The organism is Maribacter spongiicola, from assembly GCF_004364165.1.
GTDB classification, from domain to species: domain Bacteria; phylum Bacteroidota; class Bacteroidia; order Flavobacteriales; family Flavobacteriaceae; genus Maribacter; species Maribacter spongiicola.
In genome coordinates this window covers 313,483-336,813 of sequence record NZ_SOAY01000011.1, presented here as the reverse complement: position 1 = coordinate 336,813, position 23,331 = coordinate 313,483, and the positions used below count along the sequence as shown (strand labels likewise).

21 protein-coding genes are annotated in these 23,331 nt (G+C 33.9%); 8 read left to right on the top strand and 13 right to left on the bottom strand.

Features of this window, described 5'->3' with window-relative positions:
- Positions 1-26: 26 nt before the first annotated feature.
- On the bottom strand, positions 27-479 hold the full coding sequence (bcp, locus tag CLV90_RS09630) for a thioredoxin-dependent thiol peroxidase (protein WP_133687275.1): 453 nt from the start codon (positions 477-479) through the stop codon (positions 27-29).
- 55 nt (positions 480-534) lie between these two features.
- Here bcp and CLV90_RS09625 point away from each other — a divergent pair, with 55 nt between their 5' ends.
- Positions 535-1,197 carry an endonuclease III domain-containing protein gene (locus tag CLV90_RS09625; RefSeq protein WP_133687274.1) on the top strand — a complete coding sequence of 221 codons (663 nt, stop codon included), beginning with the start codon at positions 535-537 and terminating at the stop codon, positions 1,195-1,197.
- Between the two features lie 14 nt (positions 1,198-1,211).
- Here CLV90_RS09625 and CLV90_RS19250 read toward each other — a convergent pair whose 3' ends face one another.
- The 4 genes from CLV90_RS19250 to CLV90_RS09615 all read right to left on the bottom strand — a co-directional run bounded on the left by CLV90_RS19250 (position 1,212) and on the right by CLV90_RS09615 (position 3,211).
- Positions 1,212-1,355 carry a hypothetical protein gene (locus CLV90_RS19250; protein WP_166637476.1) on the bottom strand — a complete coding sequence of 48 codons (144 nt, stop codon included), beginning with the start codon at positions 1,353-1,355 and terminating at the stop codon, positions 1,212-1,214.
- Between the two features lie 72 nt (positions 1,356-1,427).
- Positions 1,428-2,009 carry an RNA polymerase sigma factor gene (locus CLV90_RS09620; protein WP_058103181.1) on the bottom strand — a complete coding sequence of 194 codons (582 nt, stop codon included), beginning with the start codon at positions 2,007-2,009 and terminating at the stop codon, positions 1,428-1,430.
- A gap of 402 nt (positions 2,010-2,411) precedes the next feature.
- On the bottom strand, positions 2,412-2,555 hold the full coding sequence (locus CLV90_RS19245; protein WP_166638562.1) for a hypothetical protein: 144 nt from the start codon (positions 2,553-2,555) through the stop codon (positions 2,412-2,414).
- 74 nt (positions 2,556-2,629) lie between these two features.
- On the bottom strand, positions 2,630-3,211 hold the full coding sequence (locus tag CLV90_RS09615) for an RNA polymerase sigma factor (RefSeq protein WP_133687273.1): 582 nt from the start codon (positions 3,209-3,211) through the stop codon (positions 2,630-2,632).
- A 243-nt stretch (positions 3,212-3,454) separates the two neighbouring features.
- Here CLV90_RS09615 and uvrA point away from each other — a divergent pair, with 243 nt between their 5' ends.
- Positions 3,455-6,235 carry an excinuclease ABC subunit UvrA gene (gene uvrA / locus CLV90_RS09610; RefSeq protein WP_133687272.1) on the top strand — a complete coding sequence of 927 codons (2,781 nt, stop codon included), beginning with the start codon at positions 3,455-3,457 and terminating at the stop codon, positions 6,233-6,235.
- A gap of 160 nt (positions 6,236-6,395) precedes the next feature.
- On the top strand, positions 6,396-7,607 hold the full coding sequence (locus tag CLV90_RS09605) for a hypothetical protein (protein WP_133687271.1): 1,212 nt from the start codon (positions 6,396-6,398) through the stop codon (positions 7,605-7,607).
- 75 nt (positions 7,608-7,682) lie between these two features.
- Here the strand turns inward: CLV90_RS09605 and CLV90_RS09600 are convergent, their stop codons facing one another.
- Positions 7,683-8,549, bottom strand: coding sequence for an RluA family pseudouridine synthase (locus tag CLV90_RS09600; RefSeq protein WP_133687270.1), 867 nt, complete (start codon positions 8,547-8,549; stop codon positions 7,683-7,685).
- 143 nt (positions 8,550-8,692) lie between these two features.
- Here CLV90_RS09600 and CLV90_RS09595 point away from each other — a divergent pair, with 143 nt between their 5' ends.
- On the top strand, positions 8,693-9,730 hold the full coding sequence (locus CLV90_RS09595; RefSeq protein ID WP_133687269.1) for an AI-2E family transporter: 1,038 nt from the start codon (positions 8,693-8,695) through the stop codon (positions 9,728-9,730).
- Here CLV90_RS09595 and CLV90_RS09590 read toward each other — a convergent pair whose 3' ends face one another.
- From CLV90_RS09590 to CLV90_RS09575, 4 genes are read right to left on the bottom strand one after another with little or no spacing between them, the layout of a single operon-like run.
- On the bottom strand, positions 9,731-11,185 hold the full coding sequence (locus CLV90_RS09590) for an oligosaccharide flippase family protein (RefSeq protein ID WP_133687268.1): 1,455 nt from the start codon (positions 11,183-11,185) through the stop codon (positions 9,731-9,733).
- Complete coding sequence (locus CLV90_RS09585; RefSeq protein WP_133687267.1) at positions 11,185-12,456, bottom strand: glycosyltransferase family 4 protein; 1,272 nt, start codon at positions 12,454-12,456, stop codon at positions 11,185-11,187. The genes CLV90_RS09590 and CLV90_RS09585 overlap by 1 nt, the downstream gene beginning before the upstream one ends.
- A complete protein-coding gene (locus tag CLV90_RS09580; RefSeq protein WP_133687266.1) occupies positions 12,456-14,891 on the bottom strand; it encodes a YfhO family protein in 2,436 nt (811 codons plus the stop codon). Before CLV90_RS09580 ends, CLV90_RS09585 begins: the two co-directional genes overlap by 1 nt.
- Before the next feature lie 32 nt (positions 14,892-14,923).
- On the bottom strand, positions 14,924-15,178 hold the full coding sequence (locus CLV90_RS09575; RefSeq protein WP_133687265.1) for a DUF4834 domain-containing protein: 255 nt from the start codon (positions 15,176-15,178) through the stop codon (positions 14,924-14,926).
- Between the two features lie 87 nt (positions 15,179-15,265).
- Between CLV90_RS09575 and CLV90_RS09570 the strand changes: the two genes are divergently transcribed.
- Complete coding sequence (locus CLV90_RS09570; protein ID WP_133687264.1) at positions 15,266-16,351, top strand: transporter; 1,086 nt, start codon at positions 15,266-15,268, stop codon at positions 16,349-16,351.
- Between the two features lie 88 nt (positions 16,352-16,439).
- Positions 16,440-17,558, top strand: coding sequence for a GTP cyclohydrolase (locus CLV90_RS09565; protein ID WP_133687263.1), 1,119 nt, complete (start codon positions 16,440-16,442; stop codon positions 17,556-17,558).
- Between the two features lie 67 nt (positions 17,559-17,625).
- Here the strand turns inward: CLV90_RS09565 and CLV90_RS09560 are convergent, their stop codons facing one another.
- The 3 genes from CLV90_RS09560 to CLV90_RS09550 all read right to left on the bottom strand — a co-directional run bounded on the left by CLV90_RS09560 (position 17,626) and on the right by CLV90_RS09550 (position 22,177).
- Positions 17,626-18,885 carry an aminotransferase class I/II-fold pyridoxal phosphate-dependent enzyme gene (locus CLV90_RS09560; protein ID WP_133687262.1) on the bottom strand — a complete coding sequence of 420 codons (1,260 nt, stop codon included), beginning with the start codon at positions 18,883-18,885 and terminating at the stop codon, positions 17,626-17,628.
- 116 nt (positions 18,886-19,001) lie between these two features.
- On the bottom strand, positions 19,002-20,042 hold the full coding sequence (locus CLV90_RS09555; RefSeq protein ID WP_133687261.1) for a PLP-dependent cysteine synthase family protein: 1,041 nt from the start codon (positions 20,040-20,042) through the stop codon (positions 19,002-19,004).
- Positions 20,043-20,119: 77 nt separating this feature from the next.
- Entirely contained in the window at positions 20,120-22,177 is a 2,058-nt protein-coding gene (locus CLV90_RS09550; RefSeq protein WP_133687260.1) for a S9 family peptidase, read from the bottom strand.
- 126 nt (positions 22,178-22,303) lie between these two features.
- Between CLV90_RS09550 and CLV90_RS09545 the strand changes: the two genes are divergently transcribed.
- Entirely contained in the window at positions 22,304-22,630 is a 327-nt protein-coding gene (locus CLV90_RS09545; protein ID WP_133687259.1) for a YbaB/EbfC family nucleoid-associated protein, read from the top strand.
- Between the two features lie 40 nt (positions 22,631-22,670).
- Entirely contained in the window at positions 22,671-23,123 is a 453-nt protein-coding gene (locus CLV90_RS09540; protein WP_133687258.1) for a thioredoxin family protein, read from the top strand.
- Positions 23,124-23,331: the final 208 nt, after the last annotated feature.

The window sequence follows — 23,331 nt, the reverse complement described above, 5'->3', positions numbered from 1 at the left end:
TTTTTTATTCTAAAAAAAGTGTAATTCTATTCTAATAACTGAGCTGCATGATCTTTGGTTTTCACCTTATCAATCACTTTTACCACTACCCCATCACCTTCAATTACAAAAGTTTTTCTATGGATACCCTCATACTCACGACCCATAAATTTCTTTAATCCCCATACACCAAAAGCATTAAGCACGTTATGATCTTCATCTGCCAATAATGGAAATGGAAAGTCATATTTCTCTTTAAATTTTGCCTGACTTTTTTCAGAATCGGCACTTACACCTAAAAGTTCATACCCTTCAGATTGTAATTCTTTATAATTATCCCTTAAATTACACGCCTCAGCTGTACAACCAGGCGTATTGGCTTTAGGGTAGAAAAAAACAATTAATTTTTTACCTGTATAGTCTTTTAAAGAAATGGTATTGCCATCTTGATCTTTGGCAGAAAACGAAGGAACTTTATCACCAACTTTTAACGTATTCATACATGAAGTTTTATAAATTTGTGTTTAAATATTTGCAATCAAAATTAAACAATTAATGACGAAAGCCGAAAAAATAGCATTTACAATTTCTACACTTCAAGAGTTATACCCAGAAATTCCTGTGCCGCTAGATCACAAAGATCCGTACACGTTATTAATTGCAGTATTAATGTCAGCACAAAGTACTGATGTGAGAGTAAATAAAATTACCCCCCTCCTATTCGCCAAAGCCGACAACCCGTATGATATGATAAAATTAAGCGTAGAAGAAATACGTGAAATTATAAAACCTGTAGGTTTATCGCCAATGAAAGCCAAGGGAATTCATGGGTTATCTCATATTTTAATTGATAAACACAATGGGAAGGTACCAAAAGAATTAGAATATTTAGAAGAATTACCGGCTGTTGGCCATAAAACAGCAAGTGTTGTAGTATCGCAAGCTTTTGGTATACCGGCATTTCCTGTAGATACACATATTCATAGATTACTATATAGATGGGGCTTTACCAACGGAAAAAATGTGGTGCAGACTGAAAAAGATGCAAAGCGATTATTCCCTAAAGAAATTTGGAACGACCTTCATTTACAAATAATTTGGTATGGTCGAGAATATTCACCGGCAAGAGGCTGGGATATGGATAAAGATATTATTACTAAGACTATTGGTAGAAAAACAGTACTAAACGACTACTATAAAAATAAAAAAGCCCGCTAATGCGGGCTTTTTTATTAATTCAAAAATGTTTCGAATTCTAAATCTTCGTATTCAAACTCAAATAAAGCCTGTGAATAGCTCAATAAGAAGTTTATTGTCTTCGGACAAACTTTGTTAAATCCGGTCTGTTCTTGGTAATTAGAGTAAATTTTTTCCATACTTCCTATGTTGTTACATTAAAATAACGCAACAAATTTGGAAATATTGTTTATTTAATTTTCAACCTCAAATTAATTGGTAAGAACGATATTGTTTTTTTCTATAATTTTTCTAAGGTTAATTAATGCATAACGCATTCTCCCTAATGCAGTATTAATGCTTACCCCAGTGTTTTCGGAGATCTCTTTAAAACTCATATCCTTATAGATACGCATTAAAAGAACTTCTTTTTGATCGTCAGGTAATTCTTCAACCAATTGTCTAAGATCAGTATCGATTTGATTTTTTATTAATTGTTTTTCGGCATTTAACTTATCATCTCCTATTACAGAGAAAATATTAAAGTCATCGCTACCTTCAAACATTGGCATTCTTTTGTTTCTTCTAAAGTGATCGATAATAAGGTTGTGAGAAATTCTCATTACCCAAGGTAAAAATTTACCTTCTTCACTATACTTACCTCTTTTTAAAGTTTTAATAACCTTAATAAAAGTATCTTGAAAAATATCTTCAGTAATATCCCTATCTAAAACCTTCGAATAGATAAAACTAGTAATACGTTGATTGTGTCTGTTAATTAAAATTTCAAGGGCACCTTCGTTACCGTTGATATAATCCTTAACTAATTCTGAGTCTTCAATTTGTAGTTTCATACGAGTTATTTTCTTTATTGGTTAAGATTGGGAAAATCTTGTTAGTTAATTGGTTTGTTTCTTATTTCTGATATAAAACTAGATAAAAGGGGGGCTGTGAGAAAAAGTATGTTGTCAAACTGCGCTTTTTTGATGTGAAACATCGAAAAAGTATGTTTCGATACAATAAATAGTATTTCAGAAAGTTCAGCGGCAAATTGTAGGAAAGGTTAAAATGATGTAAATGCCTTTAATTATTAGCCCTGTATTACAATACTTAAAAATAATATGATATATAAAACTAGGTTGCCTTACAAGCAAAACAATGTTTACCGGCAGTAAATAATAGAAATAAGCCTTTTTAAAACAGAAAAACCCTTAAGCAAAGCTTAAGGGTTTATATATATATATGTAAAGACTGTTTTAGTTTAAATTACTCTCAAACTGCAATCCGTCTACTTCTGTTATATTTAAAGATTTAGAATAAGAAAGCAAAAACTGAATTGTTTCCGGCTTTGCTTTTACTAATTTGGTTTTATTCTGATCTGTTGTGTATAATTTTTCCATGCTAGGTGTTGTTTAGGTTCATCTAAAGAACGACACAAGTATGAAGATAGTAGATCCACTCGACCTGCGACCAATTAATTCGTTAAAACTATATTATTGGCCTCTACCAGCTTTCTCAAGTTAATTAAAGCGTAGCGCATTCTGCCTAGAGCAGTATTAATACTCACACCTGTATTATCAGAAATTTCCTTAAAGCTCATATCCTTATATATACGCATCTCTAAAACTTCTTGTTGATCTTCTGGCAGCTCTTTGATCATACGAAGTAAATCAGAATCAATTTGTTCTTTGATCAATTGCTTTTCTGCATTCAACTTGTCATCACCAAGTAATGAAAATATATTATAGCTTTCTTTACTATTATACATTGGCATTCTATTGTGCTTTCTAAAATGGTCTATAACCAAGTTATGCGCAATTCGCATTACCCAAGGTAAAAATTTACCTTCTTCATTATAGGCACCTTTTTTAAGGGTACGTATAACTTTCATAAATGTATCTTGAAAAATGTCTTCGGTAAGTTCGCGGTCACCTACTTTAGAGTAGATAAAACCTGTTAAGCGAGAATTATGACGATTGATTAGGGCTTCGATCGCTCGTTCATCTCCTTGAATGTATTGTTTTACTAATTGGGAATCTTCAATTTGTACTACCATAACGTTACTTATAGGGTTAAAATGCAGCCCCAAATTCTAATGAATTAGGGTCTTGTGGTTAAATTCTAACTTTTAAAAGTAATGTTGCGTTATAGGCTAATTGAATTTTTATGAGATCCCAAAGATATAAAAAAATAAATACTCTTATAATAATGTGAAAATTTCTTCTACTATTTTTAGATAACTGGCATTTTTTAGTTCAGAAATAAGTCAAAGCGTATCTTTGTATCCTTAGATATTTGTATGCCTACACTCACCGAAGTAAATCCGAAAGAAAACATCATAATTAAAGGGGCAAAACTGCATAACCTTAAAAATATAGATGTTGTAATTCCACGAAATAAACTTGTAGTAATTACAGGTTTATCTGGTTCTGGTAAATCTAGTTTAGCTTTTGATACCTTATATGCAGAAGGTCAAAGACGATATGTAGAAAGTCTTTCTTCATATGCAAGGCAGTTCTTAGGTAAACTCGATAAACCAAAGGTCGATTATATTAAAGGCATTGCACCGGCAATTGCCATAGAGCAAAAGGTAAACTCTACCAACCCTAGATCAACGGTAGGTACCACTACTGAGATATATGATTACATAAAACTTTTATATGCTCGTATCGGTAAGACCTTCTCTCCTATTTCTGGAAAAGAAGTAAAAAAACATACCGTTACAGACGTTGTTAATCATGTGAAGACATATGGTGAAGGTGCAAAACTATTGCTTTTAGCCCCTATTACCATTCGTGATGATAGAGATGCTTTAAAGTCTTTAGAGTTATTTTCTAAACAAGGATATGCACGTATTAAGCATAAAAATGAAGTACTGCGAATAGACCAGGCACCCAAAAATATTGGTAAAAAGTTCGACTTGGTTATCGATCGAATTATTACCAAAGAGGATGAAGATTTTTATAATCGATTGGCTAATGCTGTTGATACGGCTTTCTTTGAAGGTAAGGGCGAATGTATTATTGAAGAATTGGCAGACGGTATACAAACGCCTTTCAGTAATAAGTTTGAGCTGGATGGCATGACCTTTCTGGAGCCTAATGTTCACCTATTTAGTTTCAACAACCCCTATGGAGCATGCCCAAAATGTGAAGGTTATGGTGATGTAATAGGTATAGATGAAGATTTAGTAGTACCCAATACTGCTTTATCTGTATTTGAGAATGCTATTTTTGCTTGGAGAGGTGAAAGTATGAGTTTCTACAGAGACCAATTGGTAAACTCTGCTTACAAGTTCGATTTTCCTATCCACAAGCCTTGGTTTGAACTTTCTGAGGCCCAACGACAATTGGTTTGGGACGGTAATGCACATTTTATAGGTCTTCATAAGTTCTTCGGAATGTTGGAAGAGAAAAGTTATAAGATACAGAACAGAGTGATGCTCTCTAGATATAGAGGCAAAACAAAATGTAATGTGTGTAACGGTAAACGTCTACGCCCAGAAACAGATTACGTAAAAGTTGGCGGAGCATCTATTTCATCGTTAGTAGGTCTTTCTATTGAAAAATTGATTGTTTTCTTTAATGAGCTTCAACTAAATGAAAATGATGCTACAATTGCTAAGAGACTTTTAATTGAAATAAATACCAGATTAAGCTTCTTAAATAAAGTAGGACTAAACTACTTGACTATAAATAGAAAATCGAATACTTTATCTGGTGGGGAAAGTCAACGAATAAATTTAGCAACCTCATTAGGTAGTAGCTTGGTAGGCTCTATGTATATTTTAGATGAGCCCAGTATAGGTTTGCACCCGAGAGATACCGAAAACCTAATAGAAGTTTTAATATCGCTACGAAATTTAGGAAATACCGTAATAGTGGTCGAACATGATGAAGACATTATGAAAGCTGCCGATATGGTCATCGATATAGGTCCTGAAGCTGGTACACATGGTGGTGAGGTTGTTGCACAAGGTACGCTAAGTGAAATTCTGAAATCGAAATCGCTTACCGCACAGTATTTAAATGGTTCAATGGAAATAAAGGTTCCGAAAGAACGCAGAACTTCTAAAAATCATATAACTATTAAAGGTGTACGTGAACATAACCTTAAAAATATCAATGTTACATTTCCGCTAGACATGCTTACTGTGGTTACAGGAGTATCTGGTAGTGGCAAAAGTACCTTGGTAAAGAAATTACTGTATCCTATTATATTAAAAGAAACTGGTGGCTATGGTGAAAAGGCTGGTCAGCATACATCGGTAGAGGGTAAATACAATCATATAAAACATGCAGAGTTTGTTGATCAAAACCCTATCGGTAGATCATCACGGTCTAACCCTGTTACCTATATAAAGGCATATGATGATATTAGAAATCTATATGCCAATCAAAAATTAAGTAAAATCAGAAATTACCAAGCCAAGCATTTTTCTTTTAATGTAGATGGCGGTCGATGCGAGAAATGTAAAGGTGAAGGTGAAATTACGGTAGAAATGCAGTTTATGGCCGATGTGCATTTAGAATGTGAAACTTGCGGCGGCAAAAGATTTAAAAAAGAAGTATTAGAAGTTACTTTCAATAATGCCAATATTGATGATGTTCTTAATATGACTATTGACGATGCTATTCAATTTTTTGAAACCGGAGAGCAGACTAAGATTGTTACCAAATTAAAACCTTTACAAGATGTAGGTTTGGGGTATGTAACTTTAGGGCAGTCATCTTCTACCCTATCAGGTGGTGAAGCGCAACGTATTAAACTGGCATCATTCTTAATTAAAGGAAGCACAAAAGACAAAGCACTATTTATTTTTGATGAGCCAACCACCGGATTACACTTTCACGATATTCAAAAATTATTGAAATCATTTAATGCCCTTATTAAAAAAGGACATTCTATTGTGGTCATCGAGCATAATATCGAACTTATAAAATGTGCTGATTACATCATTGATCTCGGACCAGGTGGTGGTGAAAATGGCGGACAACTACTTGCTGAGGGCACCCCTGAAGAGGTTGCAAAAAATAAAAAATCGTATACCGCAAGCTATTTAAAAGAGAAATTAAATTAGAAAATCTAAAAATAAAATTTCATTTTTATATTTAAACCTTTGATTATCAATTGCATAATCAAAGGTTTTGTTTTTTGGCACGCTGTTTGTAATGTACTAAGAGAATGTAAATAATTACATTTAGAACAACTGCCTAAGGGGCAGATTTAAACCTTATATTATGAAGAACTTTATACTCCTTTTTTCAGCGATGATTTTTAGCACCACAGGTGTTTTCGCTACAGGTATTAGTGAAGATAAGGTTGCCAACAGCAATACTTATCGATACGAAAACTCATTTATTTTTATAGAAAACGGAATTACATTTTCTGTTTACCCAGATGGCGAATTTGATTTTTATATTGAAAATCAAGTTTCAGGACGCAAAAACGGTGTAACGTTTAACTCTGGTTATGATTATAGTCCGTTTGCACAATATGATGATTACGGTGCGGTAATTCAAGTTGAAAATGTACCTATTTATTATGACTATTATGGTCGTGTAAGTCAGATTGGCGATGTAGATATCAACTATAGAAATAACCGTGTACGTAGTGTTGGTCAAATGAATGTATTCTATAACAACCGTGGTTTTTATGATTACCATACTGGTTATATCAACATATATAACAGAAACTATGTATACCGTCCATTTCATAGATGGTTTGTAAGACCAGCAGTAGGTTTTAGCTTTGTATACACTACCCCATACAGAAGGTATTATACACCAGTAAGATATTCTTACTATAGCCCATATAGAAACAATTATAGAAAGGCTTATGTAAATATCGGTAGACAACATAGATATGACAATGCTAGAAATAACAGATCTACTATTTACAGAAATGATAAGCGAGTTGCAGTTCGAAATAACGATTACAGAAGTAATAGAAGTGTTGCAAGAAGAGATAACGGACTAAGAACCAACAGAAGTTTAGCGTCTAACAATACAGCAAGAGCAAACAGAAACTCAACAGTAAATAGATCAACTACTGTAAAACGTAGCAATACCAATAATGGCAGAACTGCTCAAAATAGAACAGCTACTAGAAGTTCATCGAATAATAGTACGGTTAAGAGAAGTAATAATTCGGCAATACGTAGCACACCAAGTAGAACAGTTACTAAAAGAGAAGTAACCAGTACACCAAGAAGTACGACCGTAAAAAGAAGTAAAACTACGTATAACAAACCTGCTAGTAGAAGTACGAACACTAGAACTGCATCAAATACTCGTACTCAACGAAGCAGTACCGTAGCTAGAAAAGCAACTCAGAGCCCAGTTAGAAGTACAGTAAGCAGAAGTTCAAGCTCTAGGTCGGTAAGCAAAGCTCCGTCAAGAAGCTCTAGTTCAAGAACAAGTTCAGCGACTAGAAGTAGCAGAAGAAATTAAAATAAGTTTTTAGGTTGGTTAGTTGTAAAGCGCCGTAGTGATTTAATCACTGCGGCGCTTTTTCGGTTAGTACATCTATACGATATCAGTAAATAGTTTCTTAAAACTTTTAGGCAGATTAGATGATATGCGTATTTCTTCATTTGTAATAGGATGTTGAAACCGAAGCGACTTCGCATGCAAATACAAACCTTTCCCTTTTAACTGTAATCCCTCCAAAAAATAGGTAGCATCACCCAAAATAGGATTTCCAATAGATAACATATGCTTTCTCAATTGATGTCTTCTGCCGGTATGCGGACTCAGTTTCACCAAGTTTAGACATATAAAGCGTTCAGATACAATTGATTTTAAAACTTTAAAAGAAGATTTAGAAGGTTTACCATCTATATCACTATTTATACTTCCGTCGGCATCCATACCTCCAATAGTTACTGCATAATATATTTTCTCTATTTCTTTATGTTCAAATAACTGGTTCAACTTCATTATAGAACTACTTGTTTTGCCCACTAAAAGCATACCTGTAGTAGCATAATCTAAACGGTGAACTGGTTGCGGAGAAACAGCATCAACGGCAAAACTTTTTTTTAAATTCTGAGGAAGCGCATTGGCTACGGTTTTAAATCCGTTGCCGCTAACCAATATTCCAGCAGGTTTATTGATTACAGCCAAGTACTCATCTTCATAAATTACATCAAGATTTAAAATGAGTCTTGTTTTTTTTCTATTTTCTGATGGATGCAGATACACTATGCTCTCCCCACCAACAATCATAGTCGCAGTAGTAGCCACAATACCATCAACCAGCACCAACTCTTTCTTAATAGCCTTCTTTAACGCAGATTTAGTTGATATTCGCTGAAATATCCCTACCCCATATTCCTGTAACCTCAAAGGTGATATTTCTTCAGGTACGCTATGTGTTTCTTTTAAATGCATAAATATGCCTTAAAGTTAATTAGGTTTTAGTTCATATCTACATGAATCATTTTAGAACTACTAAAAAATTGAAGTGAGTTAATGAACCTTAGCGTATAATCTTAATTTTCGACCGGCAATCAATCTACTTTCAAACGAACATCATGAAAAAAATCAACCATAAAATTCTTAGACAGCTTATTATACTATCATTGATAGTTTTTCTAGGCGGACTCATTATAAAGTATATGCTGCCTTACATATCTGGTGTACTGGGGGCACTTACCCTTTATGTTGTACTTAGAAAATGGATGCTCAAATTAATTAATAAAGGATTAAAAAGATCATGGGCGGCGATGCTTCTAATTTTAGCTTCATTCATAGGTATTTTTATTCCCTTAACCGGCGCTGGTTTTATGCTAAGTTCGCAATTGGCAGATTTCGCGGATAAATCTGAACAAGTTACTAAAGCCTTTAAACAGCAATTATTTCAATTAGAAAAGTATGTTCAATATGATATTTCTTCTGCCATCGATCCAGAACAAGCATCGGGTTGGTTAACAGAAAATCTTTCAGGTTTTGCAAGCGGCACATTTAATATATTAATTTCTCTAGGTATTTTATTATTTCTGCTTTATTACATGCTAAAAAGTCCGAAACAATTAAAAGAATCTCTTTTAGAATACATTCCCTTAAGCAATAAGAATTTAATTACTCTAGGTAAAGAAATTGATAGCGTGGTACGTTCAAATGCCATAGCAATACCATTAGTAGCTATCGCTCAAGGTATTATAGCGTTAATCGGGTTTTTCGTATTCGGTGTAGAAAATCCCTTATTTTGGTTTGTAATTGTAACCGTTGGATCTATGATTCCGTTTATAGGCACGTTTATTGGTATTTTTCCGGTGTTTGTATTGAGTCTAGCCAGCGGAGATGACTTTCAAGCTTGGGGAATTCTACTTTACGGCATTTTAGTTGTAGGTATGACCGATAATGTTATCCGATTATTTGTACTTAAAAAATTAGATAGCACTCACCCGTTGGTTACCTTAATAGGCGTTTTAATTGGTATACCGTTATTTGGATTTGTTGGACTCATTTTTGGTCCGTTAATTATCAATCTATTTCTAATTATCGTAAAAATGTATAAACAGCAATATGGTATTCAGAAACCAAATAAACAAGCTGCAAGCAAAATGTAATTAGCGTTTTAAGAACTTGCTTAAAAAGCCATATACATCTTCAGATATTTTAAAACGATATAGCACACCCACATAACAGACAATCATCAATATACTTTTTAAAATGATGTTTAGAATTGGGTGAAAGGGAAATGAAACTATAGAAAAAATAGCTGCAATACTTATCAATAACAATAATACTTGAAGCGTCTCTTTTGTAAACGGAATTATTTTAAATTTCGATTTTACATAGCCAATTTTTAAGGTATTATAGATGAAAAATGCACTAAAACTAGCAATAGCGGCACCGTCAATACCGTAGGTTGGAATTAGCCAGAGATTAAACGCAATAGCCAAAAAAGCCAACAGCACACCAAAAAACAAAATAGAGCGGTAGTAATCAGAATTGAACAATATTGAATTATTGTTCCCAAGAAGAGCATCATATACTTTTGCAAGACCTACCCAAAACACAATCATGAACCCGCCAGAATATTTTTTGGGTAATAATTCATATAGCTCATTTAAATTAAGTAAAATCAATAGAAACAAAATACCAGAAACAATAAAAAGCGTCAACGAACTTTTTTGATACAACTGTGCTAATGCTGGTTTATCATTATCATTTAAATAGTTAGCCGTTAATGGATATGTAATTTGATGCATAGCTCTCGATGGCACTGCAATGGTTGAAGCAATAAAACCAGCAACAGCATAAAACGCCACATTCTCAAGTTCTAAAAAATTATTCAACATTACCTTATCAACCTCCATAAGCACAATAGCCGTAGAACCACCAAGAATAATCAACCCACTATAATTTACTATAGTCTTCCAATTTTTTGGTAAGGTGAAATTCAATATAGGTTTGCGAATTTTATAAGCGTAAAATTTCATGATAAGGGCTCGAATTAAATAAAACCCGACCAATGAATTAATAAAGAATTCAATATCAATAATCTTCATCCATAGCAAAATCAACAATGCAGTTTGTCCTATTCTGCAGAACAATTCTTTCATAAAATTGCCGAACATAGATTTCATCTTTATACGCGCCCAAGCATAAAAGACTTCAAAATATGCCATAGCAAAACCGATTAGAAAAATATGCCACACATAGTCACGTACGATATCGTTTTGTTTTGAAAGCAAATTTCCAATGGCTTCATTGGCTACATAACTAAGAGCTGCAATAGGAATAATGAATGCTAAAGGAAGAAGCAACATAAGGGTCAAAAACGAATTTTGGCTATCTTCACTTTTAAAACTAGAGTAAAATTTAACCAAACTGTTTGGCACACCAAATGCTAAAACAGGCATTAAAACAGCAGAGACCGATAAGATTACCTGTATAAGTCCGTAGTTATCTGGTTGCATAAAATTTGTGTACAAAAACAAGGTATTGATAGCACCTATTGCAAAACCAACATAGGTTACAATAGTATTGTTCAACGATTGTTTAAGTACAATGCCCATTAAATATATTCAACTAATTTTCTAGTGAGTTCTCTTCTACTATACTTCTCAATGGTATTAGAAGAAATCTGTAACTCGTTATTTTGAAACTGCTCAAACCAATTTAAAAGTACGTTTTTCAAAGTAATGTCATCAGAATGCTCAAAAATATATCCAGTTTTCGTTTGTGCTACAATTTCACCAACTTCCCAATTTTTTGGTCCAACACCTATTATGGGGCGTTTTGCCGCCATATATTCAAATAATTTACCAGGTATAATACCGACAGTTTCTTGCGAATCTATTTCTACCAATAACAAAACCTGAGATGATTTTTGATAGGTAATTGCCTTTTCATGAGAAACATAACCTAAAATCTGAATATAATCTTTCAAGCCCATTTCGTCAATTGAAGACAAAATTTCATCACTTACCACACCAATAAACTGTATACAAAGCGCTTCTTTAAAACTTGAATTTTTTGTTATTAATTCAGACAATACCTTCCATAGCTTCAACGGATTTCTACCACTTAACAATGACCCTATATGAGATATAGTGAATTTAGTATCAAGTTCTACCTCGGTTGATATATCACCATCAAAACCGTTTGTAATGACTTTTATTGGCTGATTAGTAATATGCTGAAACTCTTGTTTTGTAGTAGCACTAGTAACTATAATTTTATCGGCAGTGTTTAAAACATCAGACTCTAACTGCTTATGTTTCTTTTCTGCAGAGGATGTTAATTTTAGTTTTTTATGGTAGCCTATGGTTGTCCATGGATCGCGGAAATCTGCAATCCAGTTTAATTGTTTGGAATGTTTTAAATAGTAACCAATTAGGTGCACACTGTGTGGAGGTCCGGTAGTAATTATCGTGTCTATTCCTTCTTTTTCTAGTACGCCTTTTAAAAAACTAACAGAAGGTTTTACCCAAAATTTCCTTGCATCTGGTATAAAAAGATTACCCCTAATCCACAAAAGAGCTTTCTCTAAAAAAGACTGATTTTTAGTCTGAATAATTCCAGAACTAATACGCTTTGTTTTCTTACTAGAAAATATGGTCGCAATACGATATGGCTCTTTTATAGGATGTTTATAGATTTTTAAATCATCGGGAGTATCCTGTAAAAAAGATTCATCTAACAGCGGGTAATGAGGATTCTCAGGAATATAAAGCACCGGTTCAATACCAAAGTCTCTAAAGTATTTTACAAACTTTAACCAACGTTGAACTCCCGGTCCGCCAGCAGGTGGCCAATAATAAGTAATGACCAGCACCTTTCTCATTATGCTTCGTCTTCTTTTTTAGATCTCCAAAAAGAGAAACCAAATCCGCCAACAATAAATAGTCCTAATAAAATAGTACTCGCTAAGGTGATTTTGCTTCCTGTTGCTACAACTTCTGGTTCAAATTTAAATTCTACCTTATGTTCGCCTGAAGGAATTTTAAGGGCTCTTAATACGTAATCAACTTTAAAGTAATCGCTTTCTTTTCCATCGATATAAGCGTTCCATCCATTCTTATAATACATCTCTGAAAATACAGCAACACCTTCATTGCTATTTTTAGATGTGTATGTTAAATGATTCGGCTCATAATCAATTAAAGCAATTGAAGCCGTAGAATCAACTTGATACGTTAATGGGTATATGTCAGAAAACTTAGTAGTATTTACAACAGCAATATTCTTAGTATCTAAACTATCTAATGCCATTATTTCTTCATTGGCATTTGCAACTGGTTGTAATTCAGAAATAAACCAAGCATTACCATTTGCATTCGGGTTTTCGATCGGAAAAGCATTACCCTCTTGATCTTGCCTGATCACATATTTAATGTTCATCATATTCAAAACCGACAAGTTACCATTGTACACATGAAAATTGAACAAGTCTTGCATACCGGCAGGTTTAGCTGCGTGATAACCCGTTATACTCTGGTGGAAATAAGCTGTTTTGGCGGAATCAAATCCGTCTGTTTGATCAAAAACACGGAATACTCCGTCATCTTTTGCTATAATCTTATCAGCCGTAGTTTCTTGAAAAGGCTCCAACATTTTACGTTTAGACACAAAGTTGTCATTATTTACATAGCGTAAATCAACCCCAACCAAATCTACCACAACCAAAATACCAATTGCAATAATCAAGAAATTCATTTTCAATTTCTCTTTTAAATACATATAAATTAAAAATGCCGTACCCAATGCAAAACCTAATGAGCGTAACAAATCGCTCGTGTAAACACTCTTACGATCCAGACGAAGCATTTCTGGCAATTCTTCTAAGCCAGTCATTCTAAGACTATCATCATTGGCGCCAACAAAATGAAATGCACCTTTGAATATGAATAAAACAACGCCTAAGCCCAAAACAATTACTGCTGCAATGGTCAAAGATTTCATTTTATCCGCTTGCGGAACTTTATCTTTAAATAATTTCTTCAAAGCTAAAATGGCTAAAACTGGTACACAAAGTTCTAGTACAATTTGAATAGATGACACCGCTCTAAATTTATCATACAGCGGAAAATAGTCGATCATAAAATCAGTTAATGCACTAAAGTTTTTACCCCACGATAATACTAAAGACATCAATGAACCGAAAAGCAGCCACCATTTATGTTTGCCTTTCACCAAGAACAATCCTAAAATAAATAGGAAAAATATAACCGCACCTAAATATGCCGGACCCGATGTACCAGGTTGTTCACCCCAATACAATGGTAAACCGCTTACGAAATCTAAAGCACTTGACCTAGCCAACCCCTTATCAATTAAATAATTATAAGATTTAGAATTCTCACCCAAATTCTCTTGACTTGCGCCACCAAAAAGTCTTGGTACAAATAAGTTCAATGATTCTGTAATACCATAACTCCAGTTAGTAATATAAGCTTTGCTCAATCCGCCAGTATCTTCTTTTGTCGATCCATCTGGGTTTATGGTCAATTCACTTTTACCCCGTGTACTCCAATCGGCATACTCTTTTGTAGCCATTAACCCAGTAGCATTTGCAGCTATACCTAGAGTAACAGCAAATAGTAAAATACCAACAGATGTGAAAAAATGTTTTAATTGTTTATCTCTTATCGCATACACCAAATACACCACACCCAAAATGAGCACCAGTAACATAAAGTAATAGGTCATTTGATAGTGGTTGGCAGTAATTTCAAGAGCCATTGCCAAGGCTGTCAAAACAAAACCCCAAAGATATTTTTTTCTAAAAACGAGCACAATACCTGCTAAAAGAACAGGTAAATAGGCAACGGCATGTGCCTTTGCATTATGCCCTGCTCCCAATATAATAATAAGGTATGTAGAAAAACCAAATGCCAAAGCCCCTACAATTGCTAGTCTATAATCTACTTTCAAACAACAAAGTAGAATATAAAAACCTATGAAATATAAGAACAGGTAATCTGCAGGTCTTGGTAAAAACCGAATTAAACGGTCTAGTTTTTTAATATAATTATATGGATAATTCGCCCCTAATTGATACGTTGGCATACCGCCAAAAGCACTGTTGGTCCAATATGGTTCTTGATCATTAGATTTTCTAAAATCGTTCTGTTCTTTAGCCATACCCGTATACTGGGCAATATCATGCTGATACATTACTTTACCCTGCAGTACTGGGCTGAAATAAGCTAATGCAGCAATGATAAAAAATACGACAACAAAAAAATGGATGAAAAAGAATTTTAAGCCTTGCTTCATTTGCTAAATAAGTAGTGTTTAGACAAAGATAACTAGTCTAGCTCTTCAAAATCAATGTATTCACCTACTTTTTCAGAATCGTTCTTTTTTCGAGATGGTTTTTTATTGATTATTACACTTTCATCTTCCTCTTGGTTAATGGGACGTTGGTTCTCAAAAGCTTCTCTAAAATGAGATTCGGTTTTCTTAGCGGCGTAGTTCAATATTTTCGGCGCAAATAACTTTGCCAAAAATTTTAGCAAGTAATACACCAAAAGAATAATTAATATAGTTTTTAAAAAAGCCATTTATTCTTACTTAAGATATATCAAAAATACAATTATCACGTTGTATATAAAGAATCATACTATTAAAATAATTATAAAATCGTGTTCATGAATAGTCTTTTTGCCTACTCTAAATCATATCAATACGTATTAACCTTATTATTTCTTCTACCACTGGTAGGTATTTCACAGTACACGGATGTAATAAATTCTAATAGACCAGGAGTTTCTGTAAGTGCATATGCCGTTGGAAAAAATGTGGTACAAGCAGAAATGGGACTGTTTTATGAGCAAAAAGACCATACACTTTTGAATACGGAATCTAACATTTGGGGAACCGATATTTCATTACGATACGGATTGCTATTCGAAAAATTAGAACTGAATTACGAAGGTACTTTTCAAGATCAAAACCTAACCTATCTTAATTTTGACCTAATAGCAAAGCGAAGAGATTTTTCTAGAAATAGATTAGGATTAAAAGTTTTAGTCTACGATCCTTTTAAAAACCCTGAAGCTAACAAACCAAATTTATATAGCTGGAGAGCGAATCATAAGTTTCAATTTAAAAACCTTTTGCCTGCCGTTTCTATTTATGGTGGAGCAAATTTCGTGCTAGGAGACAACCCATTTTACATTGGCGAACCAACTATTTCTTACCGTGGTATGATCGCAACACAAAGTCGCTTAACACCAAGGTTCGTTTTAATAACCAACACAGCATATGATCGCATTAGTACAGATGACCCAGAATTAAGTTATACTATTTCATTGTCACACGCCTTTAGAAACCCTAAATGGAGTGTGTTTGTAGAACACCAAGGCATAGACAGTGATCGTTATTCAGATTTATTGATCCGTGGTGGTATTGCGCATTTATTAAAAGAAAATCTACAATTAGATTTTAATATGGGAGCCAGTTTAAAAAATACTCCAACTCGTATTTTCTTTGGGATAGGTGGTTCATATAGAATGGATTTCCATAAAGATAAACTTAAACCAATTGAAGATCAAGAGGCTGATCAGAATGGCGGAGCTATTGATAAGAAGGCAATGAAAAAGAAAAAGAAGGAAAAAAATAAAAAAGGCAGTGGCGCAGAAGACATTGACCTTGGTCCTTCTAAAAAGCAACTTAAAAAATTAAAGAAAGCTGAAAAGAAGAAAAAGAAAGAGAGTGGCGAGATAGACTTTTAACGAACCACTACTCATCCCTATTTTTCACTCTCAACAGCTTTAATTTGTTGATTAATATCACTAATATTGGCACTTCTAAAGAAGTTCAATGATCACACTACATGAAGCTAAAACAAAGCAAGACTTAAAACGCTTTGTAACCTTTCCGTTTTCGCTATATAAAGACAATAAGTATTGGGTGCCGCCCATTATCAATGATGAGCTAGAAAGCTTTGATAAAGATAAAAATCCCGTTTTTAAAGATGCCGAAGCATGGTTCTTTCTAGCTAAAGACGGAGATAAAATAGTGGGTCGTGTAGCAGCAGTTATCAATCACCTTGAAGTTAATCAACAAAACGTAAAAAAAATGCGCTTTGGCTGGTTTGATTTTGTGGACGACCCAGAGGTATCAAAAACACTTTTAGAGAAAGTTGCAGAAATAGGAAAAGAACACAACTTAGAATATATGGAAGGTCCCGTAGGGTTTTCAAATCTAGATAAAGTTGGAGTTCTAGTAGAAGGTTTTGATCATATTGGCACCATGATTACTTGGTACAATCATTCTTACTACCAAAGTCATTACGAAAACTTGGGCTTTGTAAAAGAAAAAGAATACATGGAAAATAAGTTTCCAGCAAAAAATGCAGATCCGGCTTTGTTTACCAGACTGAATGACTTAGTAAAAAAACGTTACGGGCTTAAAGAAGTAAATTTCACCAAGACAAAAGAGGTGATGCCTATGGCAGACGAGATGTTCGATCTCTTTAATGCTACATATGCCAACCTATCTTCATTTGTACCAATTACAGAAATACAGAAAGCATACTTCAAGAAAAAATACATCAGCTTTATAAATCCTGAATATATAAAGTTTGTAAAAGATAAAGATGACAAGTTAATAGCCTTTGCGATCGTTATGCCATCATTTTCAGAAGCATTGCAAAAAGCAAAAGGAAAGCTGTTCCCCTTCGGATTATTCCATTTGCTAAAAGCTAAAAAGAAGAGTAAAGATGTTATTTTCTATTTGATAGGCATTGATCCCGAATATCAAAATAAAGGTGTTACCGCTGTTATATTCAATGAATACCATAAAACATTTAATGAAAAAGGTATTGATATGTGCTACAGAACTCCCGAACTTGAAGAAAACTTGGCTATCAAGCAAATGTGGAAACATTTTGACCCAGTAGTGTACAAACGTAGAAGAACTTATAGAAAATCTCTCTAAAAAAGACAAAAGCAAAAAGCCCGAAATCAAATGATTTCGGGCTTTTTTAATATAAACTAAAAAGATATTATTCTCCCATTGCGGCAGCTACTGCTGCAGATAATCTTTTATAGGTACCATTTTCTAAACGCTCACGAATCGAAGAAAAAGCCGTTAACGTCTCTTCTACATCTTGCAATGTATGTGAAGCTGTTGGTATTAAACGTAAAAGAATTAACCCTTTAGGTATAACCGGGTAAACAACGATAGAACAAAAAATACCATGATTTTCACGTAAATCTTTTACTAACGCCATTGCCTCAGGAATACTACCATTTAGGTAAACTGGCGTAACACAACTAGTAGTTGAACCAATATCAAAACCTTTCTCCTTTAATCCGTTTTGCAACGCATTTACATTTTCCCAAAGTTTAGCTTTAAGCTCTGGTTGCGTACGTAACATATCTAATCGCTTTAATGCTCCTTTTACATAAACCATTGGTAATGATTTAGCGAACATTTGTGATCGTAAATTATATTTTAAATAATCAATTATACCTTGATCTGCTGCTAAGAAAGCACCAATACTAGCCATTGATTTCGCAAATGTTGCAAAATAAACATCAATATCGTCCTGTATACCCTGCTCCTCACCTGCTCCAGCACCAGTCTTACCTAACGTACCAAAACCATGCGCATCATCAACCAATAAGCGGAAATTAAATTTTTTCTTAAGAGCAACAATTTCTTTTAATTTTCCTTGCTCACCGCGCATTCCAAAAACACCTTCAGAAATAACTAAAATTCCTCCACCGGTTTGTTCTGCCATTTTAGTAGCACGTTCCAAGTTCAACTCTAAGCTCTCAATATCATTATGCTTGAATGTAAAACGTTTTCCCATGTGTAGACGTACACCATCAATAATACATGCATGAGAATCTACATCATAAACAATAATATCATCTTTACCTACCAATGCGTCGATACATGACATGATACCCTGATAACCAAAGTTTAACAAATAGGCAGCTTCTTTTTGTACAAATGCAGCACATTCTTGCTCTAGTTGCTCATGAAACTCAGTATGACCACTCATCATCCTAGCTCCCATTGGATAAGCAGCACCATATTCGGCAGCAGCCTCACCATCAATCTTTTTAATTTCAGGAAGATTTGCCAAGCCTAAATAGTCATTGATACTCCAGGTAATAACATCTTTACCCTGAAATTTCATTCTATTAGAAATAGGACCTTCCAATTTTGGGAAAACAAAATATCCCTCTGCTTGTGAAGCCCATTTACCTAAAGGGCCTTTATTCGCTAAAATTCTTTCAAATAAGTCTTTCATTGTTTAATTTGGATCTGTCTGCAAAAGTAAATAATTTTGATAAAAGTTCATAAATTATTTATAATGCAAAAAAGTGGGCTATAAACCCACTTTTTTATTGAATATTATAATAAGAATTACTTTATATATTGGATCTCTTGTGTCTCTTCTACTGTTTCGGTATTTAAGAAACCTTGATCTTCCATCCACTGGTCGCTATAAATTTTACTCATATAACGAGATCCATGGTCAGGAAAAATACAAACTACATTACTATCCTTATCAAATGTATTTAGTTCGTCTAATTGCTTAATAGCTTGCATTACAGCACCACTAGTATACCCAGCAAAGATACCTTCCGTTCTAGAAATCTCTCTAGCTGTATGTGCACTTTCTGCATCGGTAACTTTTATAAACTCGTCTATAGCGCTAAAATCTGTAGCACCAGGAATTAAATTTTTACCTAAACCTTCTATTCTGTACGGATAGATTTCGTTAGTATCCAATTTTCCTGTTTCATGATATTTCTTCAATACTGAACCAAAAGCATCAACACCGATAACTTTAATATTAGGGTTTTGCTCTTTTAAAAAACGAGCCGTACCTGATATAGTACCACCTGTTCCACTGCAAGCGATAAGGTGCGTTATTTGTCCGCCAGTTTGTTCCCAAATCTCAGGACCGGTAGATGTATAATGCGCTTCCATATTCAGTTTATTGAAATACTGATTAATGTATATGGAACCTTTAGTTTCTTTATGCAATCTTTTAGCGACCTCGTAGTATGACCTTGGATCATCTGCACTTACGTGTGCCGGACATACATATACCTTTGCGCCCATAGAGCGAAGCATATCTATTTTATCTGGAGATGATTTAGAACTAACCGCTAGAATGCAATCGTACCCTTTAATGATACTTGCCATTGCAATACTAAAACCGGTATTACCTGAAGTTGTTTCTATTATTGTGCTGCCTTCGGTAAGTAAACCTGCCTTCTCTGCCTGCTCAATAATATGAATCGCAATTCTATCTTTAGAAGAGTGACCCGGATTGAAAGCTTCTACCTTGGCGTAAAAATTACCTGTAAGGTTTTCAGCTATCTTATTTAATTTAACTAGTGGTGTATTACCTACTAGCTCTAATATATTGTTGTAAGCCCTGATCTCATTTTTCATAAGGGGGATCAATGTTTAGTTATTGTATAAACAAAATTTGTTAAAATTTCTGATGCAAATCTACTATTTTTTTTCCACTATGCTATTTTTCCTTCTAAATCTAAAAGAAATGCATATTCTTTGGCCACCTCTCGTAAAGACTCAAACCTACCTGAAGCACCACCATGACCTGCTTCCATGTTTGTATCCATAAGCAAAACACGATCATTTGTTTTTAACTCTCTTAATTTTGCTACCCACTTTGCAGGCTCAAAATATTGTACTTGAGAGTCATGTAGACCTGTTGTAACCAACATATTCGGGTAATTTTGCGCAATTACATTATCATAAGGAGAATAAGATTTCATGTATTCATAGAATTCTTTTTCATTTGGATTACCCCACTCATCATATTCACCGGTAGTAAGTGGAATAGAATCATCTAACATAGTCGTAACCACATCAACAAAAGGTACTGCTGCTATAACACCATTATATAAATCTGGCTGCATATTTATAATCGCGCCCATTAATAGACCACCTGCAGAACCACCCATGGCATATAAATGATTGGCACTGGTCATTTTTTGTTCAATTAAAAACTTAGAACAATCAATAAAATCCGTGAATGTATTTTTCTTCTGCAACAATTTACCAGTCTCATACCAACGACGCCCTAAGTATTCCCCTCCCCTAATATGAGCTATTACGAATACAAAACCTCGGTCTAGTAAACTCAACCTTACAGTAGAAAAATAAGGGTCAATAGTTGAACCGTACGATCCATAGGCATATTGCAAAACAGGTGTATGCTCATCTAAAACGGTATCTTTTCTATAAACAACCGACATAGGTATTTTTTCACCATCTCTAGCAGTTGCCCACAAACGTTCTTCTTTGTAATTATTTTTACTAAACAAACCACCAAGAACCTCTTGTTCTTTTTTGATTTCTTTTTCCTTAGTGCGCATATTAAAATCAATAACCGAACTAGGGGTTGACATTGAGTTGTAAGAGTATCTTAAAATCTCGGTATCAAAATCAGGGTTACTACCAACATACGCAGTATATGTTTCACTATTAAATGGTAGAAAGTATTCTTCTTGACCATCCCACCTAATAATTCTAATTTTATTGAGCCCGTTTTCACGTTCAGAAAGTACGTAGTATTCTTTAAAAATATCAATATCTTCTAAGAGCACTTCTTCGCGATGCGGAATAAATTCTTGCCAGTGATCTGATGTTGTATTCGCTTCTGAACAACGCATTAATTTGAAATTCAATGCCTTATCCATATTCGTTAAAATATAGAAACTATCCTCGTAGTGAAAAATAGTATACTCCAAACCTCTTTTTCTAGGTGAAAATATTTCAAACTGCCCATCTGGGTTATCCGTAGAAAGCGTTTGAAATTCAGAAGTCATGGTACTAAATGAACCAATCACCAAAAACTTCTTTGATTTTGTTCTATAAATAAATGTGCTAAAGGTATCGTCCTTTTCATGAAAAATCAGAACATCTTCAGAAGTAGGCGTACCTAATTTATGCTTGTAAATTTTATCTGAACGAAGGGTAACCGGGTCTTTTCTTGTATAAAACAATGTTTTATTATCGTTTGCCCATACTCCGCCACCAGTTGTATTTTCAATTTTATCGTCTAAAATAACTCCTGTTTCAAGATTTTTTATCTGTAAAGTATATTGCCTTCTAGAAACAATATCTACACCAAAAGCAGCCAATTTATTATCAGGACTAATAGCGATACCGCCTAAACTAAAGTAATCATGTCCTTTAGCCATATCATTACAGTTGAACATGATTTCTTCAACTGCTTCTAAATTTTGTTTGAATCTTGAATGCACTGGGTACTCACCACCAATTACATATCTAGTACTATACCAGTAATCATTTAGCTTATAAGGAACAGAAGAATCATCTTCTTTAATTCTACCCTTCATTTCTTGAAACAAGGTTTCTTGAAATTCTTTAGTATGCCCTGTTAATGTATTGTAATATGCATTCTCTGCCTCTAAATAAGAGATAACATCTTTATTCTCCTTATCATTTAGCCAATAATAATTATCTATACGAACATCATCATGAATAATTAATTCTTTAGGAATTTTTTTCGCCTTTGGCGGATGCTTAGCAGTCATAAAAACTTCATTATAAAATAGGACAACAAAAATAAGACTAATTAATCGACCCCCGTTTTATTAGTTTGAAAAACTGAAATACTCCTATTTTTAGTACTTTTACCATCTAATTTTAAAAATGAGAATATGTTTGGAGATATGATGGGCATGATGGGAAAACTTAAAGAGACCCAAAAAAAAGTTGAGGAAACTAAAAAAAGATTGGATACCGTAACCTTGGAAGAAAAAACTAACGACAATCTAATTTCAGTTACCATTACCGCCAACAGAGAACTTAAGAAACTAGTAATAGATGACAGTCTTTTGCAAGACAAAGAACAATTAGAAGATTATCTTATTATGACTTTGAACAAAGCAATTAAAAAGGCAACTAACGTTAACGAAACAGAATTAGCTGCTGTAGCCAAAGACGGCATGCCCAATATTCCTGGAATGGATTCGTTATTTAAGTAAGATTGGCAGGTTATTTGTATTAACCTATAAAATATTGATTATGAAGTACTTTATATTATTGTTTATGATTCCGCTGCTGGCAACTGCTCAAGCAGATTTAAATAACGTAGATGATTCTAAATGGCTTACTAATTATGACTCTGCTATTTCTAGAGCAAAAAAGCAGGATAAAAATGTGCTCGTTTATTTTACAGGTAGCGACTGGTGTCCGCCATGTAAAATGCTAAAGACCGATTTGTTCGAAACACATGAGTTTCAAGAATTATCAAGGAACTATATTCTTCTATATATAGATGTTCCAAGGAATAAAGATTTGATATCAGAAAAGCAAATGGTTCACAATAAAGAATTATTGACCAAGCTTAATAAGAAAAAAGTATTTCCATTGTTAACTGTTTTAGATTCAAAAGGAAATGAATTAGACCAATTATCTGGTTACAGCATGAATGGTGTAATAGATTCTCACCTTAAACTGTTAGAGAATAATAAATAAGCGAAATTTCAGATTATAAACAAAGGGCTTACGTTATGTAAGCCCTTTTTATATTTACAAATTTCTGTAATTATCCATAACTATAAACCGTTCATTAAGAATGGCATTTTAAAACAAGACGGATAACCTCAGCAAGAGTAGTAAAGAAATCATTACTGCATGCAATTGTAGCGCCACAAGCCTTTATAAAGAGTTAGATACTTCAAAT